The organism is Endobacterium cereale (genome assembly GCF_009617585.1).
GTDB classification, from domain to species: domain Bacteria; phylum Pseudomonadota; class Alphaproteobacteria; order Rhizobiales; family Rhizobiaceae; genus Neorhizobium; species Neorhizobium cereale.
Genome location: NZ_WIXI01000046.1, coordinates 155,287 through 172,517, shown reverse-complemented (window position 1 = coordinate 172,517; position 17,231 = coordinate 155,287). Strand labels below are relative to the sequence as shown.

Annotated in this window: 21 protein-coding genes; 12 read left to right on the top strand and 9 right to left on the bottom strand. The window is 59.9% G+C overall.

The window, feature by feature from the left end; translation table 11 throughout:
• The first annotated feature begins 154 nt into the window (after nucleotides 1-154).
• The gene (locus tag GAO09_RS17905) at nucleotides 155-661 is read left to right on the top strand and encodes a GNAT family N-acetyltransferase (protein WP_153355484.1); all 507 of its coding nucleotides are present in this window, start codon (nucleotides 155-157) and stop codon (nucleotides 659-661) included.
• A 114-nt stretch (nucleotides 662-775) separates the two neighbouring features.
• A complete protein-coding gene (gene ppa, locus GAO09_RS17900) occupies nucleotides 776-1,309 on the top strand; it encodes an inorganic diphosphatase (protein ID WP_153355482.1) in 534 nt (177 codons plus the stop codon).
• On the opposite strand, the gene GAO09_RS17895 is transcribed toward ppa, so the two are convergent.
• Together GAO09_RS17895 and GAO09_RS17890 are read right to left on the bottom strand one after the other, a co-directional pair.
• Complete coding sequence (locus GAO09_RS17895) at nucleotides 1,310-1,621, bottom strand: DUF167 domain-containing protein (RefSeq protein WP_153355480.1); 312 nt, start codon at nucleotides 1,619-1,621, stop codon at nucleotides 1,310-1,312.
• 11 nt (nucleotides 1,622-1,632) lie between these two features.
• Nucleotides 1,633-1,977, bottom strand: a complete 345-nt coding sequence (locus GAO09_RS17890) for a YggT family protein (RefSeq protein ID WP_153355478.1) — start codon at nucleotides 1,975-1,977, stop codon at nucleotides 1,633-1,635.
• Between the two features lie 113 nt (nucleotides 1,978-2,090).
• On the opposite strand from GAO09_RS17890, the gene GAO09_RS17885 reads away from it, so the two are divergent.
• Nucleotides 2,091-3,335 carry an MFS transporter gene (locus GAO09_RS17885; protein WP_153355476.1) on the top strand — a complete coding sequence of 415 codons (1,245 nt, stop codon included), beginning with the start codon at nucleotides 2,091-2,093 and terminating at the stop codon, nucleotides 3,333-3,335.
• Between the two features lie 3 nt (nucleotides 3,336-3,338).
• Here the strand turns inward: GAO09_RS17885 and GAO09_RS17880 are convergent, their stop codons facing one another.
• From GAO09_RS17880 to hemC, 6 genes are all read right to left on the bottom strand, one after another.
• Nucleotides 3,339-4,109, bottom strand: a complete 771-nt coding sequence (locus GAO09_RS17880) for a glutamine amidotransferase (protein WP_153355474.1) — start codon at nucleotides 4,107-4,109, stop codon at nucleotides 3,339-3,341.
• 2 nt (nucleotides 4,110-4,111) lie between these two features.
• Nucleotides 4,112-4,597: a tellurite resistance TerB family protein gene (locus tag GAO09_RS17875; RefSeq protein ID WP_153355472.1), complete on the bottom strand. Its 486-nt coding sequence runs from the start codon at nucleotides 4,595-4,597 to the stop codon at nucleotides 4,112-4,114.
• The gene (locus tag GAO09_RS17870) at nucleotides 4,597-6,288 is read right to left on the bottom strand and encodes a heme biosynthesis protein HemY (protein ID WP_153355470.1); all 1,692 of its coding nucleotides are present in this window, start codon (nucleotides 6,286-6,288) and stop codon (nucleotides 4,597-4,599) included. Before GAO09_RS17870 ends, GAO09_RS17875 begins: the two co-directional genes overlap by 1 nt.
• Nucleotides 6,289-6,297: 9 nt before the next feature.
• On the bottom strand, nucleotides 6,298-7,788 hold the full coding sequence (locus GAO09_RS17865) for a COG4223 family protein (RefSeq protein WP_209018752.1): 1,491 nt from the start codon (nucleotides 7,786-7,788) through the stop codon (nucleotides 6,298-6,300).
• 111 nt (nucleotides 7,789-7,899) lie between these two features.
• On the bottom strand, nucleotides 7,900-8,598 hold the full coding sequence (locus GAO09_RS17860) for a uroporphyrinogen-III synthase (RefSeq protein ID WP_153355466.1): 699 nt from the start codon (nucleotides 8,596-8,598) through the stop codon (nucleotides 7,900-7,902).
• A gap of 2 nt (nucleotides 8,599-8,600) precedes the next feature.
• Nucleotides 8,601-9,530 (bottom strand): hydroxymethylbilane synthase, encoded by a 930-nt coding sequence (gene hemC / locus GAO09_RS17855; RefSeq protein WP_153355464.1) that lies wholly within the window; start codon nucleotides 9,528-9,530, stop codon nucleotides 8,601-8,603.
• 73 nt (nucleotides 9,531-9,603) lie between these two features.
• Here hemC and tsaD point away from each other — a divergent pair, with 73 nt between their 5' ends.
• Genes tsaD through GAO09_RS17830 form a run of 5 tightly spaced genes read left to right on the top strand, consistent with a single transcriptional unit; the run spans nucleotide 9,604 to nucleotide 13,120 of the window.
• Nucleotides 9,604-10,698, top strand: a complete 1,095-nt coding sequence (gene tsaD, locus GAO09_RS17850) for a tRNA (adenosine(37)-N6)-threonylcarbamoyltransferase complex transferase subunit TsaD (protein ID WP_153355462.1) — start codon at nucleotides 9,604-9,606, stop codon at nucleotides 10,696-10,698.
• Nucleotides 10,695-11,684 carry an NAD(P)H-dependent glycerol-3-phosphate dehydrogenase gene (locus GAO09_RS17845; RefSeq protein WP_153355460.1) on the top strand — a complete coding sequence of 330 codons (990 nt, stop codon included), beginning with the start codon at nucleotides 10,695-10,697 and terminating at the stop codon, nucleotides 11,682-11,684. Before tsaD ends, GAO09_RS17845 begins: the two co-directional genes overlap by 4 nt.
• Nucleotides 11,685-11,712: 28 nt before the next feature.
• Nucleotides 11,713-12,009, top strand: a complete 297-nt coding sequence (locus GAO09_RS17840) for a YciI family protein (RefSeq protein WP_153355458.1) — start codon at nucleotides 11,713-11,715, stop codon at nucleotides 12,007-12,009.
• 6 nt (nucleotides 12,010-12,015) lie between these two features.
• Entirely contained in the window at nucleotides 12,016-12,456 is a 441-nt protein-coding gene (locus GAO09_RS17835; protein WP_153355456.1) for an EVE domain-containing protein, read from the top strand.
• Nucleotides 12,457-12,475: 19 nt separating this feature from the next.
• Nucleotides 12,476-13,120 carry a class I SAM-dependent methyltransferase gene (locus GAO09_RS17830; protein WP_324185503.1) on the top strand — a complete coding sequence of 215 codons (645 nt, stop codon included), beginning with the start codon at nucleotides 12,476-12,478 and terminating at the stop codon, nucleotides 13,118-13,120.
• Between the two features lie 4 nt (nucleotides 13,121-13,124).
• Here GAO09_RS17830 and GAO09_RS17825 read toward each other — a convergent pair whose 3' ends face one another.
• Nucleotides 13,125-13,490, bottom strand: coding sequence for a hypothetical protein (locus GAO09_RS17825; protein ID WP_153355454.1), 366 nt, complete (start codon nucleotides 13,488-13,490; stop codon nucleotides 13,125-13,127).
• A 305-nt stretch (nucleotides 13,491-13,795) separates the two neighbouring features.
• Here GAO09_RS17825 and sdhC point away from each other — a divergent pair, with 305 nt between their 5' ends.
• From sdhC to GAO09_RS17805, 4 genes are read left to right on the top strand one after another with little or no spacing between them, the layout of a single operon-like run.
• Nucleotides 13,796-14,185 carry a succinate dehydrogenase, cytochrome b556 subunit gene (sdhC, locus tag GAO09_RS17820; RefSeq protein WP_153355452.1) on the top strand — a complete coding sequence of 130 codons (390 nt, stop codon included), beginning with the start codon at nucleotides 13,796-13,798 and terminating at the stop codon, nucleotides 14,183-14,185.
• An 11-nt stretch (nucleotides 14,186-14,196) separates the two neighbouring features.
• Nucleotides 14,197-14,577 carry a succinate dehydrogenase, hydrophobic membrane anchor protein gene (gene sdhD / locus GAO09_RS17815; protein ID WP_153355450.1) on the top strand — a complete coding sequence of 127 codons (381 nt, stop codon included), beginning with the start codon at nucleotides 14,197-14,199 and terminating at the stop codon, nucleotides 14,575-14,577.
• Nucleotides 14,578-14,583: 6 nt separating this feature from the next.
• Nucleotides 14,584-16,428, top strand: coding sequence for a succinate dehydrogenase flavoprotein subunit (gene sdhA / locus GAO09_RS17810; RefSeq protein ID WP_153355448.1), 1,845 nt, complete (start codon nucleotides 14,584-14,586; stop codon nucleotides 16,426-16,428).
• A gap of 18 nt (nucleotides 16,429-16,446) precedes the next feature.
• Nucleotides 16,447-17,226, top strand: a complete 780-nt coding sequence (locus tag GAO09_RS17805; RefSeq protein WP_153355446.1) for a succinate dehydrogenase iron-sulfur subunit — start codon at nucleotides 16,447-16,449, stop codon at nucleotides 17,224-17,226.
• Nucleotides 17,227-17,231: the final 5 nt, after the last annotated feature.

Sequence of the window (17,231 nt, the reverse complement as noted above, 5' to 3'; positions counted from 1 at the left end):
TTTTAATGTGCGCTGCATCGGCACAGGCTTGTCGGGCCCATTAAAAAAGCGTTAACCTTCACGGAAATTTAATGGCCGATTAGGCTGTGGGCAAAGCCGTCCGGAGTCACCACCGGGATTGGCGAATCAGCCCCTGCGAGACCAGAGTGGCGTTATGAAGACGTTATCCATAGATGTGCGGCGCGCCGAGCCGAATGATGCCCGGGAAATTTCCGAGGTGCATCGTGCCGCATGGGCACAGGCCTATACGGGCCTTATTCCCCACAAGCCGCTCACGCAGATGCTGGAGCGCCGCAACGAAGGCTGGTGGCGCAAGGCGGCTCGCGGGCCAGCAACGCTGCTGGTGCTCGATGTTGCCGGAACCATTGCCGGTTATGCGACTGTCGGCCTCAATCGAGCCAAGGCTCTGCCGCAGGATGGCGAAATCTATGAAATCTATCTGCGTCCCGAATATCAGGGCATTGGGCTTGGTCGTCGCCTTTTCGGCGAGACACGCCGGCTGCTGAAGTCGCTTGGCTGCAACGGCCTTGTGGTCTGGTGCCTGGAAGACAGTGAAAATGCCACGCGTTTCTTCCGCCGCCACGGAGGGCATGACCTCGCTGAAGGTGTGGAGGATTTCGGTGGTGCCAACCTGCGCAAGATCGGTTTCGTCTGGCCCTGATTTTGCCCGCGGGCGATACCCGATCCTCAGTCGGGTTTGGTAAATGGCAGGTTGCCATGTCCCTGAAATCCCGTTATCCAAATCCCCGAATGTTCAATTACTTCGAGGATCAGAATGCGTATCGACGCCATTTCCATCGGCAAAAACCCGCCTGAAGACGTCAATGTCATCGTTGAAGTTCCGGTCGGCGGCCAGCCGATCAAGTACGAGATGGACAAGGATGCCGGCGCGCTGATCGTCGACCGCTTCCTCTACACGCCGATGACCTATCCGGGTAACTACGGCTTCATTCCGCACACGCTTTCCGAAGATGGCGATCCGTGCGACGTGCTGATCTGCAACACGCGCCCGCTCATCCCGGGTTGCGTCATCAACGTCCGCCCGATCGGCGTGATGATCATGGAAGATGATGGCGGCAAGGACGAGAAGATCATCGCCGTTCCGGTTCCCAAGCTGACGCAGCGCTACGACAAGATCACGAACTATACCGATCTGCCGGAAATCACTCTGAAGCAGATCGAGCACTTCTTCGAGCACTACAAGGATCTGGAGCCCGGCAAGTGGGTAAAGATCGGCGGCTGGCAGGATGTCGACGTTGCCAAGAAACTGATCGTCGAAGCGATCGATCGCTACAACGCCCAGAAATAATCAGGCCGTCAGGCCTTCCATTTTCGCTTTCAAATCCTCCGGGTCGCCATCGATCCGGAGGATTTTTTTACGCGCGGTTTCGCCCGAGATGACGCTGATCGCGCTTTTGGGTAGGCGCAGTTTCTTGGAAAGAAGGGCGATCAATGCCTTGTTGGCCTTGCCGTCTTCCGGCACAGCCGAAACCCGCGCCTTCAGATAGGCGTGGCCCTCGGCATCCACTTCCATGCCCTCGATAGAATCGCGGCCCCCGTTCGGCGTCAGCCGGATCGAGAGCCGCAGATGATCTTCATAGAGATTGAACGGCTTTTTCAAGCCGGTTCCCCTCAGGAAACCAGCGAGAGCAGCGCCGGGGCAATCGGATTGGCTATGATCATCTGCAGGAAGTAGATGAGCAGGATCAGGATGATCGGCGAAATGTCGATGCCGCCAAGGTTCGGCATCACGCGGCGGATCGGGCGCAGGACCGGTTCGGTGACGTTATACAGGAACGAACCGATCGAATTAACGAACTGGTTGCGTGAATTGATGACGTTGAACGCATAGAGCCAGGAAAAGATGGCGCTGGCGATAAGGATGTAGACGAACAGCGTCAGTGCCATCTGAATGACTTGGATCAGAGCGAAAATAATGCCCGCCATCGAGTTCTCCATTTCGTGGTTGACAGACATGTAGACATTGGGGCCTTAACGAGCAAGTGCTGCGCCGTTGGCTGCCATGAAACATGTTTAACGGGCGCTCGTGACAGTCCTGCCGCCTCCGGCTTTCTGAAAGTGCGTTTCCCATGAGCATCTCGACTTCGGGAGATCGTTTTGCCGCTTTCCGGCATCGCTCCTATGCCCTGTTCTTTTCCTCGCGTTTCCTGGCGGCCTTCGCCATCCAGATCGTTAGCGTCTCCGTCGGTTGGCAGATGTATGAGGTGACGCGCAACACGCTCTATCTCGGCCTGATCGGCCTGGTGCAGTTCCTGCCGGCGCTGCTTTTGATCCTTGTCACCGGTTCGGTGGCTGATCGTTACAATCGCCGTGTCATCGTTTCGGCCTGCATGGTGCTCGCCGCTATCTCTGCCGCAGCGCTTCTGGGGTTGACGCTGGCGGGCGCCTTCGAGCCGCTTCCTGTCTTCATCATCCTCGTTCTCTTCGGCATCGAGCGTGCCTTCATGGGGCCGGCTGTGCAGTCCCTGGCACCCAATCTCGTTCCGGAAAAAGATCTGGCCAACGCGATTGCCTGGAATTCCTCTTCTTGGCAGATGGCATCGATCATCGGCCCGGTGGCCGGCGGCTTGCTTTACGGTCTCGGGGCTTCGGTTGCCTATTCGGTCGCACTTGCCATGTTCGTCATTGGCGCTCTTCTGGTGTCGATCATCCCCAAGCCCGCGCAGCGCACGTCCTCCAAGGCGACGAGCTGGACGGAAATCCTGGCTGGCTTCAGTTTCATCAGCCGGGAGAAGGTTGTGCTCGGAGCCATCTCGCTCGACCTGTTCGCCGTGCTTCTCGGTGGTGCCGTTGCGCTGATGCCGGTATTCGCGACGGATGTTCTGGCGCTTGGTCCGCTTGGTCTTGGCCTGCTGCGATCGGCGCCGGGTGTCGGTGCGATCATCGTGGCGATCTGGCTCGCGTTTCGCCCGATCCAGCACAATGCCGGTATCGCCATGTTCGTGGGCGTCGCGCTGTTCGGTCTCGGTACGGCGGTGTTCGGTCTGTCGCAGACACCTTGGATATCGATTGCAGCGCTTGCGGTGATGGGCGCGTCCGACATGATTTCCGTCTACGTCCGCGAAACGCTGATCGCCTTGTGGACGCCCGATGAAGTGCGCGGTCGTGTCAACGCCGTCAACAGCGTCTTTATCGGTGCGTCGAATGAACTGGGCGAATTTCGTGCCGGCACGATGGCGCATGTCATCGGTGCGGTTCCAGCTGTCGTCATCGGCGGCTTTGGCACGCTGGCGGTCGCGGTGATATGGTCTCTGGGTTTTCCGCAGTTGCGGAAGATCGACAGCCTGCAGGCACCGGACCGGACGGAACGATAAGGCTCAGGCGTTTGCCGATTTTGGAGCCGGGCTGTATTTGGGCAGCTCGGCTTCTTGCCTTTCAGGTTCGAAAACCAGATCGAGGTAGTTCCACAGCCATTCCTTGAGCGGCTGGTCGAACAGCATCCGGCCTTCAAGATGCCGGCTGCCGACCTGCGCATTCGGCATCGTAAAACGTTCGGCACCGTGAACGACCCAGCGCTGCATCATGGCGCGTGTGAGTTCGGCGTGGAACTGCACGCCCCAGGCATTGTCGCCATAACGGATGGCCTGATGCGGATAGGCATCGCCTTCCGCCAGAAGCTGCGCGCCACGCGGCACGTCAAACCCCTCGCGATGAAATTGATAGACCATCTTCGGCCAGTGCATCAGCAGGCGGCCGTGTTCGGTCGGGCGGATCGGATACCAGCCGATTTCGGTCGTGCCCTGTCTGTCGGCATGCACCTTGGACCCTAAATGACGCACCAGCATTTGCGCACCGAGACAGATGCCGAGATAGGGCTTGTTTTCCTTGAGCGGTACCTTGATCCAGTCGATCTCGTCTTTGACGAAGTCATGCTCGTCATTGGCGCTCATGGGGCCACCGAAAATGACGGCGCCTGAATGATCTGCCAGCGTCGAAGGCAAACTGTCGCCAAGTGCCGGACGGCGGATATCGAGCGGAAAGCCTTTCTCCACCAGCATCTGCCCGACGCGGCCGGGTGACGACCGTTCCTGATGTAGAACGACGAGTATCGGTGCCTTGTTCTTGCGACGGTCAGGCGAGACGATCATGCCTATTCCTCGGTCTCCTCGGCAAGGATTTCGGATTTTGCACGTGTGGCGGCCTGCTGACGCAGAAGAACGCGATCGCGCGCGGATATACCGAGCAGATCGGCAACCCGCCAGATGACGTGGTCTTCCATTTCGCTGCGGTCGCCATCGGCATAAACGAGATCCCAGAGAATGCCGAGCAATTCCGTGCATTCCTCCGGCGATAGATGGCGTTTCAGGTCCGATGTGAACCGGTAATAATCCACCGCCTCGAGACCGGCTTCCTGACCGGCCTCGATCAGTGCCTGCAATTGACCGCTTGTCAGACCATAACGTTCTCCAAGCAGATCCTTCAGGCGCTGCATTTCGGACTTCGAAACCGTGCCATCCGCTTCCATCACCTGAAAACAGAGTGCCGCGAAGGCAACGCGCGGATCATCGCCTGAAAACTCGTTTTCGGGTCTGTCGGCCGTCAGCGCCTGGAGGAAAGCTTGAATCCTATCCAGCATCAGTAAAGCCTCAGCCGCGTCGGCGCTTCGTTGCTTGCAGTTTGATCCTTTACGCCTGGATCATCCGGCGGCCTGCCATTGAACGGATCAGGTTCCGATTCCGCTTCGCTCGCCGCAGTTTCGGTTTTTGCCGGTGCCGGCGTCTGTGCTGGGGCTGGTGTCCTTGCTGGTGTCGGCGCCGGTTTGGAGATCGGCTTTTCCTCAACCGTTACAAAGGTCAGTGGTGAAAATTTTGATGTTTCGGCGTGCGCAGGGGCAGCTGTCGGTTCCGTCACGATGGAGGTTTTCTCCTCCGGCTTTGCCTCGGCAGCCTTCACCTCCGTCCGTTCCGGCGCGGTGTGGACGGCCGGCAGACTGGCGATGGCGTTTTCGGCCAGGCTGCCTTCCTCGACAGGGCCTTCCAGCTGACCGAACGGCACCTTCCATTCCAATGCGTCCAGCTTGCCCGTTTTTGGGGAAACGGCGAGCCAATGATCCGAAACGATGCCGTCCGCCACCCAAGCCGGATCACGTGGTGCGCGCAGGGCCTGGCCAAGCCAGTGGCGCACGCGGCCCTGATCGCCGGTGTCTGCTTCCTCGATATCGGCAAGAAGCAGATAGACGCCCTCGCGCGAATCCATGCGAGCGGCGGACTCTGCCTTGGCGCGAGCTTTGGCAAAATCCCGCGCGTCCAGCGCGGCCCGGGCAACGGCAATCAGCGATTCGACGTTGTTGGGGCGCAGGGCTTCCAGTTTTTCGGCGCGTTTCAGGCGGTCGGCCGTGCTGTCGCCGCTGCGGGCACGAATATAGGCCTCGGCCAGTTCCGGGTGCGGCGTGATCTTCCAGAGGCTTTCAAGAACGGATGCTGTCTTGCGCAGATTATTTTCACGAGCATGAGCCTTGGCAGCGATGACCCCGGCCGGGACAAGATCCTTTGCCAGTTTAAGAGCTGCCGTGGCATCGTCGCGGGCGCCGCGCGGATCACCCTCCAGTTTTTCGCCAGCCCTTGCGGTCAGAAGCACGGCCTTCAGGCGATCGGCTTTGTCGCGCTCAATTATGCCGGCCACGCGCTGCTGGTCGAGAAGGCGAATGGCATCTTCCCAGCGACCGGCCTGTGAGCGATATTCGAGCGTCGCCTGCGCGGCCCAGGGCAGGTAGGGCGCATTTTCTGCGGCACGCTCCGCATATTGCCTCGCGGCTTCATCGGCGCCGAGACGGCGGGCTTCCATGTAGAGGCCACGCAAGCCAATTTCCCGCGTTTCCGGGTCCTGCGACATGGATTCGAATATCGAGCGGGCTTCGTCGTGTTTGCCTTCGATCAGCGCGGTCTGTGCCTCAAGCAACAGGATCAGCGGCTCCTGATCGGCTCGAATAAGGCTCCGGCTGCGCAGGCTCATCTTGCGAGCCAGATTGGCATTGCCGGCACCGGCGGCGATCAGACCTGTCGACAGCGCCTGATAACCGCGGTCGCGCTTGCGGGCGCGAAAATGGCGCTGCACCAGATGCGGCGAACTCCAGATGATGCGCACCAGCCAGCCGATGAACATCATGGCGGCCACGATGGCAACCAACAGGGTTGCCGCCACCATTACGCTGACCTGGATCAGCTGCCCACCCCAGGTAATAACCACTTCACCCGGCCTGTCGGCCAGCCAGGAAAAACCCCAGCCACAGGCCAGAACAACGATGGCGAATAAAAACAAACGGATCATCGATGAACCTCAGCCTGCATTGCTGGCGCCTGAAATGGCGCGGTTGAGCGTATTGTCGACAAGACCATCGACCTCGATACGTGCATCGAGCGTCTGCTTGTAGGCGACCGACGCATCCTTGGCGGTTTGCGGCAGGGCATCCCATTCGGTTGACGCACCCTTCAGATCACCCTTTCGCAGCTTGTCTTCCATGCGGGCGACGATCGCTTCCGGCGTATCGCCTTCGACATCGCCCACGGGACGAACCTTTACCATCTGCATGGCGCTGGACAGTAGCCGGCTACCAACCCCTGCCTGATCATCAGTCTGGTGGGCCGCGTTCAGGATGGTTGTGGCCGTCTGCGGAAACTTCTGGACGAGGTCGGATGTCGATGGAACACCGCTTTGTGCAAACTTTTCCAGCGTCTGCACGGCGGGATCGTTGCCAGCAATGCCGGCAAAGGTCTGCAGTTCGCCGGTGAAGGGACCGCCGCGATCGATTGCTGTCTTGAGTGCTGAAGCGGCAAGCGCTTTGGCAACGGCTTCTTCGCGGCCGGGTTGGTCGACCTTGGTTTCAAGCGCTGCGAGGCGCTGCGTAAGGGCATCGGAGGCCGCGGTGTTTGAACCGGCTTCGGCAATCCGGCTTTCCAAGGCCGCCAGACGTTCGGCGATCTCGGTGCCGACATTGCCACCATCGGCGGCCGTTGCCGTGGTCTTGAGAGCCTCGATCGCAGCCGTGCTGGATGTCAGCTGCTGGTTGAGGCTGTCTATCTGTTGCTGAAGTTGAGCGGTTTCATTCGTGTTGCCGCTCGATGCGCCGGGGATGATGCCTGCGTAAAACATGCTGCCGGCCAATGCCAATGCGACGATGCCGCCAAAGATGCCGGCGGCGATCAGCGATGAGGTTGCCGGCGCCTGACGGGCAGGCGCTTTCGCGGCGGATGTCGCATCGGCGCTGGCCGTTGCCGGCTTCGGTTGCGGATCAGGTTTTACCGCCGTCGATGACGTGCGCGGGGTGCTGCTTGCGCTGGCGGTACTGGTTCCGAAGTTTCTGGGGGAACCTGTGTTGGCAGAACTGCTGACCGTATTGGCGCTTGTGTTGTTATTGCCTGACGCGGCCGCGCTGCTGCCGGACGACGTGTTTGCTGCCGGTGTCGGAGCTGATGTCGGGGCACTGGTGCCCGGTCCGCTGCTCGTAGCGTTGGTCTTGGGCGTCTCGGCTGCCTTGGTCGGTTCAACCTCGCCGGTTGCCGTACCACCTGCGGCTGCCGGTTTTGCTTCGGCGGCCCTGGTGTCTACAGGCTTTGCCGCTTCGGCCTTGGATGTCACGGTGTCATCCTTGGCGGATACAGGTTTGCCTGCATCAGCCGCCTTGGCGTCCGTCTTTGCCGCAGCCGCCGGGATGTCGCTGTCATCACTGCGCACGGGTGTCGCAATCGTGCTGACGTCTTCGGTCGCAAGATCGATCGTGACGGGAGACTTGTCCGATTTGGAGCGGCGTGGGGGCTTGTCCGAAACCATGGCAACCTCATTTCTTGGCATTCAAAACAAAAGTAGACAGCGCGACCAGCGAAGGGAAGGGGCGAGAGCCCAATTAGGCCGCTGCGAGTGCCTTGTTATCCGACGTGATGGTTACAGAAGTGCCAGCAAGCTGGCTTCATCAGGCCGTTCGGCAATTTTTACACGGTCCTGCAGCAAGTCAGGGATGACGTCAGCGACGCGGGCACTGAGGCAGGCGATGATGCTGGAGCGCAATACAGTGAGGTTATCGGCAATTGCCGGTAGCGCGAAAAAGAGGCGAGCCGTTTCGCGCGAATGAAAAAGAATGGCACCAGATGGCGTGGCAAGCAGTGTCCGGATGTCTGCAGGCGATGGCTGGAGCGGCACCATCTCGTAACACTCAACGACGGAATGGGGGATTTCGGCTGCGTGAAGCGCTGTTTCAAAGGTCGGTGATCGTGGCCGTCCCGTCAGATAAACAACACCAGACGGCGCATGTTGCACAATCAGTTCAGCTAGCGAAGCGCCGTCGCCATCGGCTATGCGGATATTCTGGAAGCCGGAATTTTGCGCTGCTGCAGCTGTCTTGCGTCCGACGGCAAACAGCGGTGTCTGCAGGTGGTTTGACAGATCCAAACCAGCGAGGGCCCGCAGTGCTTCCGCACTGGTCAGCGCGATGGCCGGATAAGACTTGGTAAGCGCCCGCGCTGCCGCATTCGTAAGGTGTCGGGCTGCGCTCAGCGGCAACAGCAGCGGTTCATGCCCCATGCCGCGAAGTTCTGTGGCGGTGACTTCAGCCCGGTTCAGCGGCCGTGTCACCACCACACGCATGATCAGCTCCAGCTGGCGAAAAAGCCGGGGCCGGCGGCGGTGCGAACCGTTTCACCGGCTTGCTTGCCGAGCTTGACGGCGTCACCACGCAAACCGTCGATGCTGACGGCATGTTCGCGTGTGCCATCGGGCGTGAGAATCAGGCCGGAAAATTGCAGATGGTCGCCATCCAGGATCGTATAACCGGCGATCGGCGTGCGACAGGACCCGTCCAGCACTTCCAGAAACGCCCGTTCGCAGGAAACCGCATCATAGGTCGGTTTGTGGTTGATGCCTTCGAGCAGGTCCAGCACGCGGTGATCACCGATGCGGCTTTCGATGCAGATCGCGCCCTGTGCCGGGGCCGGCGGAAATTCCGTCGGGTCGAGGAGTTCTGTGACCACATCCTCGCGGCCGAGCCGTTTCAGGCCTGCAAGCGCCAGAAGTGTGGCATCGACCTGGCCCTCGTTAAGCTTGCGCAGACGTGTTTCGACCGAGCCTCGGAATACGATGACCTCGATATCCGGGCGCATGCGGCGGATCAGGGCCTGTCGGCGCAGCGAGGCAGAGCCGACGATGGCGCGGTCTGGCAGGGCGGTCAGGCTCGGCGCGGTGCGACCAACAACGGCATCGCGAAAATCCTCGCGCGGCAGATAGGCGGAAATTTCCAGGCCCTCTGGCAGCCATGTCGGCATGTCCTTGGAGGAGTGAACGGCAAAATCCAGCTCGCCGGACAGCAGTTGCTGTTCCAGTTCCTCGGTGAACAGGCCTTTGCCGCCAATCTCGCTCAAGGCGCGGTCGGTAATGCGGTCGCCCTTGGTCGAAAGCACCACGACCTCGAACATTTCCTCTGGCAGGCCATGGGCCTCCATCAGCCGGGAACGGGTCTCGGCAGCCTGGGCGAGCGCAAGCGGGCTGCCGCGCGTGCCGATCCGGAAAGGTTTTGTTTGCATCCGCAGTCATCCATTGTTAGGCGGTAGCTTCGTAACCGGCTTCTAGCCCCATCGCAATCAATCCGACAGACCCATGGCACCGTTTCTGCGTATTCTCGGCATCGAAACCAGCTGCGACGAGACCGCCGCGGCGGTGGTCGCACGTCACGACGACGGGCGTGGTGAAATTCTCTCCGACGTTGTTTTTTCTCAACTTGAAGAGCACAGCGCCTATGGTGGCGTGGTGCCGGAAATTGCCGCGCGCGCCCATGTAGAGGCTGTCGACGGGCTGATCGACGAGGCGCTTGCCCGCGCCAATCTGTCGCTGTCGGATATCGATGCGATTGCCGCGACCTCCGGCCCGGGCCTCATCGGCGGGCTGCTGGTCGGCCTGATGACGGCCAAGGCGATGTCGCTTGCCACGGGAAAACCGCTTTATGCGATCAACCATCTCGAAGGCCATGCGCTGACGGCGCGGCTGACCGACGGTTTGTCTTTCCCTTACCTGATGCTGCTCGTTTCCGGCGGTCATACCCAGCTCATTCTGGTCAAGGGTGTCGGCGAATACGAGCGCTGGGGCACGACCATCGACGATGCGCTTGGCGAAGCGTTCGACAAGACGGCAAAACTTCTGGGCCTGCCTTACCCGGGTGGTCCGGCTGTCGAAAAGGCAGCATTGTCCGGCAATCCCGATCGCTTTGTGCTGCCACGCCCACTGGTCGGCGAGGCCCGTCTCGATTTCTCCTTCTCTGGCCTGAAGACGGCCGTGCGGCAGGCGGCGACCGAAATCGCGCCGCTCTCCGATCAGGACGTCGCCGACATCTGCGCGTCGTTCCAGAAGGCGATTTCTCGCACGCTGAAGGACCGTATCGGCCGTGGCCTTGCTCGCTTCAAGGCAGAATATGGTGGCGTGGAAAATCCTGCGCTGGTGGTTGCCGGTGGTGTTGCTGCCAATCAGGAAATCCGTCGTACGCTGCAGGCGCTTTGCACCGAACACCGTTTCAATTTTATTGCGCCGCCGATGAACCTGTGTACCGATAACGCCTCGATGATCGCATGGGCCGGGCTCGAGCGGATGGCCAAGGATGTTTCGCCAGATACGCTCGAAGTGGCGCCGCGCTCGCGCTGGCCGCTTGATACCGAGGCGCAGACGCTGCTCGGTTCCGGCAAACGGGGAGCGAAGGCATGAGCGACAGACAGAAGATCGCCGTCATCGGTGCCGGTGCTTTCGGCACCGCGCTTGCTACCGTCATGGCGCTGGATGGCCGCTCGGACGTGACACTGATCGGCCGCGATCTCGCGTTGATGGCGGATCTGCGCGACGACCGCATCCATGATGCAGCACTTCCGGGCGTGCCCTTGCCGGACAATCTTCAGTTTTCCGCCGAGCCAGATGCGCTGGAACAGGCCGATCTCGTCCTGTTTGCCATGCCGGCACAGGCGCATGATGCCGCCGCGCATTATTACGGTCCCTATCTACGCAATGATGTTGTCGTCGTAACCTGTGCCAAGGGGATTGAGCGCTCCTCCGGCCGGATGCTGACGGATGTGTTGCGGGCATCACTGCCGAACAACACCGTCGCCGTGCTTTCCGGTCCCGGTTTTGCCGCCGATATCGCGCGCGGCCTGCCGACGGCCATGTCGATCGCGGCCGAGGATCTGGGTGCTGCCGAACATCTGGCGCAGACCATTTCCAGCCCGACCTTTCGCCTCTATGCCTCATCCGATCGCATCGGCGTTCAGCTTGGCGGTGCCTTGAAAAACGTGCTGGCGATTGCCTGCGGCGTCGTTGAAGGCGCCGGTCTTGGCGATAGCGCCCGCGCGGCGCTGATCGCGCGGGGGCTTGCTGAAATGTCACGTCTGGTCGTGGCGCTGGGTGGTTCTGCCGATACCGTTCGCGGGCTTTCGGGTCTGGGTGATCTGGTGCTGACGGCGACCAGCCATCAGTCGCGCAATCTGCGTTTCGGCATAGCACTCGGCGAAGGCGTGCCGGCGGATGCCGCTGCGGGCGGATTGGTTGAAGGTGCGCATACTGCTTCCGTCGCCGTCCGGCTGGCGCGCAAGAACGGTATCGAGATGCCGGTGGCGGAAGCCGTTGCGGCCATAATCGATGGCCGGCTTGGCGTACGTGCTGCCATGGAAGCATTGATGACGCGGCCGATCACCACGGAATAATCTTAATCGTCACGGGAGTTCTGACACGATGCCTCTCTTTTCCTTCATCTGCACCGACAAGCCGAATTCGCTCGAATTGCGCATGGCCACGCGCCCGCCGCATGTGGAGCACCTGACGGCACTCAACGACAAGGGCATCCTGAAAATGGCCGGCCCGTTTCTTGATGCCGATGGCAAGCCGAATGGCAGTCTCGTAATCGTCGAGACTGCGACGATCGAGGAAGCGAAAGCGCTTGCCGATGCTGATCCTTACGCAAAAGCCGGCCTGTTCGAAAAGGTCGAAGTGAAACCGTTCAACTGGGTTTTCAACCCGCCGAAGGCTTGATCTGACATGGCTTACTGGCTTTTCAAATCCGAACCCGATGTCTGGTCCTGGGAACAGCAAAAGGCCAAGGGCGCTGTCGGCGAAGAATGGACCGGTGTGCGCAACTATCAGGCGCGCAACAACATGCGGGCCATGAAGATCGGCGACAAGGGGTTTTTCTACCACTCCAACGAGGGGCTGGAGATCGTCGGCATCGTCGAAGTCTGCGCGCTGTCGCATCCCGATTCGTCGGCCAAGGGCGATCCCAAATGGGATTGCGTCGATATCCGCGCCGTTACCGACGTGCCGAAGCCGATCACGCTCAAGGACGTCAAGGCCAATCCAAAGTTCGAAAAGATGTCGCTGGTGACATCGATGCGGCTTTCGGTGCAGCCGGTGACGGACGAGGAATATTTCGAGGTCTGCCGTCTCGGCGGTGTCGACAACCCACCGAAATCGCCGGATTGATCTGAAGGGCGGATGCGGCGTGAAGACCGATCCCAAAGACTTCATTCTGGCCAATACCGATCTCATGCGCCCGCCGCATGTGCCGGAGGTGCAATTGCATCTGGCCAGTGAAGCGCATGATCTCTGGCTCAAAACCGAGGATGAGTTGCAGGAGATCGGCTTGCCGCCGCCCTTCTGGGCCTTTGCCTGGGCGGGCGGGCAGGGGCTGGCCCGGTATGTTTTCGATCATCCGGATCTCGTGGCAGGCAAACGTGTGCTGGATTTTGCCACTGGTTCCGGTCTTGTGGCGATTGCGGCGATGAAAGCCGGGGCGGCCCACGTTCTGGCTGCCGATATCGACCCTTGGGTGGAAATGGCCGTATCGCTCAATGCCGAAGCCAACGGTGTCGAACTTGCCTTCATGCGCGAAAATCTGGTCGGTCAGTCCGTCGAAGCCGATGTCATTCTGGCTGGCGACGTTTTTTACGATCGCGATTTTGCGGCTGCTCTGGTGCCGTGGTTCAAGCGGCTGTCAGATCAGGGCAAGTTGGTGATCGTAGGCGATCCCGGCCGCAGCTATTGCCCGAAGGAGAGCCTCGTTGCGCTGGCGACCTATGAGGTGCCGGTGACCCGCGCGCTGGAAGACGGTGAGGTCAAGCGAACCACCGTCTGGCGGTTCGCTTGAAGGATTAGCGGTCGCCGCGAATCACACAGACGCCCGATTCCATCACGCAGCCATTTCTTGGCGCAAAAGCCTCGTCGTAGGCCGTAGCGTCGACATCGATGATCTTTGCCTTTGGCGCTAGGACAGTGGTGGGGTTTTCCGTTAGTTCCCCATCGTTCAATTCAAAACCCAAAACAATCAGCGACGCGTAGGTGCGGCCGATGTCATAACTGTCGACCTGCTCAATACTGCCCTGGGAATAGGTACTGATATTATTGCCGAGCGCCCCATTGCCGCTACCAAGAGAATGATCAACGGCATTCGCGACGGGTGCGGCGCACACAAACAGAAGAGCGGCAGTCATGCCGCGGCAGAAGCTTTTCGCCATCATGGCGGATCCTCCGAACGCATTACGGTTAATCAATCGTTAACACACAAGCATCGAGAAAGCGCCAGTACTTTTTCCGCAGAAAGAAAACTGACTGAAATGGTTAACTTTCGTCGGCGAGAATATCGCGCGGAGCGGCGTCGTTCCCCAATCGATTAAATTTGGAATCGCTCTGAAATAAGCTTGTCGTTGTGGCAATGGGCGATTAAAGCATCGCATGATGCAATGCACATTTCTTCGGCATCGTGCATTGCCGGGAACGCGCCAGGAGGTATGGCCGCGCCCCGTGTATACGCCGCGAGGATATGATGGCGAATGTGACGAACAAGCGGCCCCTGTCGCCGCACCTGCAAATCTACAAACCCATTCCCACTATGGTCATGTCGATCGTTCACCGTATTACCGGTGGAGCACTGGCTGTGGGAACCATTATTTTGGCATGGTGGCTAATTGCCGCAGCCTCGGGCAAGCCGTATTTCGACTGGATCAGCTGGTTGCTCGGTACCTGGATCGGCCTCATCGTGCTGTTCGGTTACACTTGGGCGCTGGTTCACCATATGCTCGGCGGCATGCGCCATTTCATGTGGGACATGGGCCACGGTTTCGACAAGCACTTCACCACCAAGATGGCGATCGCGCTTCCTGTCGTGTCGATCTGTCTCACCGTGGTGATCTGGATCGTCGGTCTGGCGATCTGAGGGGAAAAATCATGGATATGCGTACGCCTCTGGGCAAAGTTCGCGGTCTCGGTTCTGCCAAGGCAGGCACCGAGCATTTCTGGGTGCAGCGGATGTCTGCCGTGGCCATGGTGCCGCTGGCCATCTTCTTCATCGTTTTCCTGATCCGTTATGCGGGCGCTCCTTACGAGGACGTTGTCCGTGCGCTGTCGAACCCGATCGTCGCCGTACTGTTCGGCATGATGATCATTGCCGGTCTCGTGCATATGCGCATCGGTATCCAGGAAATCATCGTCGACTATGTCCATCATGAAGGCCTGAAGTTCTTCGTGATGATGCTCAATACATTCTTTGCAATGCTGATCGGTGGTCTCTGTCTTTTCGCCGTTCTGAAAATTGCGTTCGTAGGATAACCCGCCATGGCATCCGTCACACCCATCGCCCAGAACGGCAAAGCTTACACCTATGTCGACCATTCCTATGACGTGATCGTCGTTGGCGCCGGTGGCGCCGGCCTGCGCGCCACGCTCGGCATGGCTGAACAGGGTTTTAAAACCGCCTGCATCACAAAAGTTTTCCCGACCCGTTCGCACACGGTTGCGGCTCAGGGCGGCATTGCTGCCTCGCTGCAGAACATGACGCCGGACAGCTGGCAGTGGCACCTCTATGACACCGTCAAGGGTTCCGACTGGCTCGGTGACGTCGATGCCATGCAGTACATGGTCATGGAAGCGCCGAAGGCCGTTTACGAACTCGAGCATTACGGCGTGCCGTTCTCGCGTAACGAGGAAGGCAAGATCTACCAGCGCCCGTTTGGCGGTCACATGCAGAATTTTGGCGCCGGCCCGCCGGTGCAGCGCACCTGCGCTGCCGCCGACCGTACCGGCCACGCCATCCTGCACACGCTGTATGGCCAGTCGCTGCGCAACAATGCCGAATTCTTCATTGAATATTTCGCGCTCGACCTGATCATGTCGGATGATGGCAGTCGCTGCGAAGGCGTCGTGGCCTGGAACCTCGATGACGGCACGATCCATCGTTTCGCCGCCAAGATGGTGGTTCTGGCGACCGGCGGTTACGGCCGCGCCTATTTCTCGGCAACGTCTGCCCATACCTGCACCGGCGACGGTGGTGGCATGGTGGCACGCGCCGGCCTGCCGATGCAGGACATGGAATTCGTTCAGTTCCACCCGACCGGCATTTACGGTTCGGGCTGCCTGATCACCGAAGGCGCGCGCGGCGAAGGCGGTTATCTCGTCAACTCGGAAGGCGAACGCTTCATGGAGCGTTATGCGCCTTCTGCCAAGGATCTTGCCTCGCGTGACGTTGTTTCGCGCTGCATGACGATGGAAATCCGTGAAGGCCGCGGCGTCGGCAAGAACAAGGATCACATCTTCCTGCATCTCGACCATCTTGATCCGGCCGTTTTGCACGAGCGTCTGCCGGGCATTTCCGAGAGCGCCAAGATTTTTGCAGGCGTTGATGTGACGCGCGAACCGATCCCGGTTCTGCCGACAGTTCACTACAATATGGGCGGTATCCCGACCAACTATTGGGGTGAAGTGCTCAATGCCGATAGCAACAACCCGGAACGCATCCTGCCCGGCCTGATGGCCGTGGGTGAAGCCGGTTGCGCCTCGGTTCACGGTGCAAACCGTCTCGGTTCCAACTCGCTGATCGACCTCGTGGTCTTCGGTCGCGCCGCCGCGATCCGCGCCGGTCAGGTCATCGACCGCGCTTCGCCGATCCCGGCGCTGAACACGGCTGCCTGCGACAAGATCATGGATCGTTTCGACGGTCTGCGTCATGCTTCGGGCGGCACGCCGACGGCTGTTCTGCGCGACCGCATGCAGCGTACCATGCAGGACGACGCTGCCGTGTTCCGCACCCAGGAATCGCTCGAATCCGGCTGTCGCCGCATGAGCCAGATCTGGGGCGAGATGAAAGATGTGAAGGTCACCGACCGTTCGATGATCTGGAACTCCGATCTCGTCGAGACGTTGGAACTGCATAACCTGATGGCCAACGCCATCACCACGGTTTATGGCGCCGAGGCCCGCAAGGAAAGCCGCGGCTCGCATGCCCGCGAAGATTATACCGATGGTGCATTCGCCGGCCGTGACGACGTCAACTGGCGGAAGCACACGCTCGCCTGGATCAATGATGCGGGTGACGTCAAGCTCGACTATCGCCCGGTCCATACCGACCTGATTGCCGAGGGCATCGATCCTTACAAGATCGAGCCCAAGGCCCGCGTCTATTGATCTGAAGGGAATTGGACCATGGTTGAACTCGCTCTCCCAAAGAATTCCCAGATGACCGAAGGCAAGGTCTGGCCGAAGCCGGAAGGTGCCGCCAACGTTCGGGAATACCGCATCTATCGCTGGAACCCGGATGACGGCCAGAACCCGCGGATCGATACCTATTATATCGATATCGACGATTGCGGCCCGATGGTGCTGGACGGTCTCTTGTACATCAAGAACAAGATCGACCCGACACTGACGCTGCGCCGCTCCTGTCGTGAGGGCATCTGTGGCTCCTGCGCGATGAACATCGACGGCACCAACACGCTCGCCTGCACCAAGGGCATGGACGACGTGAACGGTACGGTCAAAGTTTATCCGCTGCCGCATATGCCGGTCGTCAAGGATCTGGTGCCAGACCTAACCAACTTCTATGCCCAGCACCGCTCGATCGAACCATGGCTGAAGACGGTATCTCCGGCACCGGCCAAGGAGTGGAAGCAGAGCCATGAGGATCGCCTCAAGCTCGACGGCCTTTACGAGTGCATTCTGTGCGCCTGCTGCTCGACCTCCTGTCCCAGCTACTGGTGGAACGGCGACAAGTATCTCGGCCCGGCTGTTCTCCTGCAGGCCTATCGCTGGCTGATCGACAGCCGCGATGAAGCCAAGGGTGAACGTCTCGACAATCTCGAGGATCCTTTCCGGCTTTATCGCTGCCACACGATCATGAACTGCGCCCAGGCTTGCCCGAAGGGGTTGAACCCGGCCAAGGCGATTGCCGAAATCAAGAAGATGATGGTTGAGCGCCGTATCTAGGCGCT

Coding starts and splice junctions, on each gene's coding strand:
- GAO09_RS17905 (WP_153355484.1), top strand. CDS start 155: ATGAAGACGTTATCCATAGATGTGCGGCGCGCCGAGCCGAATGATGCC.
- ppa (WP_153355482.1), top strand. CDS start 776: ATGCGTATCGACGCCATTTCCATCGGCAAAAACCCGCCTGAAGACGTC.
- GAO09_RS17890 (WP_153355478.1), bottom strand. CDS start 1,977: ATGTCTGTCAACCACGAAATGGAGAACTCGATGGCGGGCATTATTTTC.
- GAO09_RS17885 (WP_153355476.1), top strand. CDS start 2,091: ATGAGCATCTCGACTTCGGGAGATCGTTTTGCCGCTTTCCGGCATCGC.
- GAO09_RS17880 (WP_153355474.1), bottom strand. CDS start 4,109: ATGATCGTCTCGCCTGACCGTCGCAAGAACAAGGCACCGATACTCGTC.
- GAO09_RS17875 (WP_153355472.1), bottom strand. CDS start 4,597: ATGCTGGATAGGATTCAAGCTTTCCTCCAGGCGCTGACGGCCGACAGA.
- GAO09_RS17870 (WP_153355470.1), bottom strand. CDS start 6,288: ATGATCCGTTTGTTTTTATTCGCCATCGTTGTTCTGGCCTGTGGCTGG.
- GAO09_RS17865 (WP_209018752.1), bottom strand. CDS start 7,788: ATGGTTTCGGACAAGCCCCCACGCCGCTCCAAATCGGACAAGTCTCCC.
- GAO09_RS17860 (WP_153355466.1), bottom strand. CDS start 8,598: ATGCGTGTGGTGGTGACACGGCCGCTGAACCGGGCTGAAGTCACCGCC.
- hemC (WP_153355464.1), bottom strand. CDS start 9,530: ATGCAAACAAAACCTTTCCGGATCGGCACGCGCGGCAGCCCGCTTGCG.
- tsaD (WP_153355462.1), top strand. CDS start 9,604: ATGGCACCGTTTCTGCGTATTCTCGGCATCGAAACCAGCTGCGACGAG.
- GAO09_RS17845 (WP_153355460.1), top strand. CDS start 10,695: ATGAGCGACAGACAGAAGATCGCCGTCATCGGTGCCGGTGCTTTCGGC.
- GAO09_RS17840 (WP_153355458.1), top strand. CDS start 11,713: ATGCCTCTCTTTTCCTTCATCTGCACCGACAAGCCGAATTCGCTCGAA.
- GAO09_RS17835 (WP_153355456.1), top strand. CDS start 12,016: ATGGCTTACTGGCTTTTCAAATCCGAACCCGATGTCTGGTCCTGGGAA.
- GAO09_RS17825 (WP_153355454.1), bottom strand. CDS start 13,490: ATGATGGCGAAAAGCTTCTGCCGCGGCATGACTGCCGCTCTTCTGTTT.
- sdhC (WP_153355452.1), top strand. CDS start 13,796: ATGGCGAATGTGACGAACAAGCGGCCCCTGTCGCCGCACCTGCAAATC.
- sdhD (WP_153355450.1), top strand. CDS start 14,197: ATGGATATGCGTACGCCTCTGGGCAAAGTTCGCGGTCTCGGTTCTGCC.
- sdhA (WP_153355448.1), top strand. CDS start 14,584: ATGGCATCCGTCACACCCATCGCCCAGAACGGCAAAGCTTACACCTAT.
- GAO09_RS17805 (WP_153355446.1), top strand. CDS start 16,447: ATGGTTGAACTCGCTCTCCCAAAGAATTCCCAGATGACCGAAGGCAAG.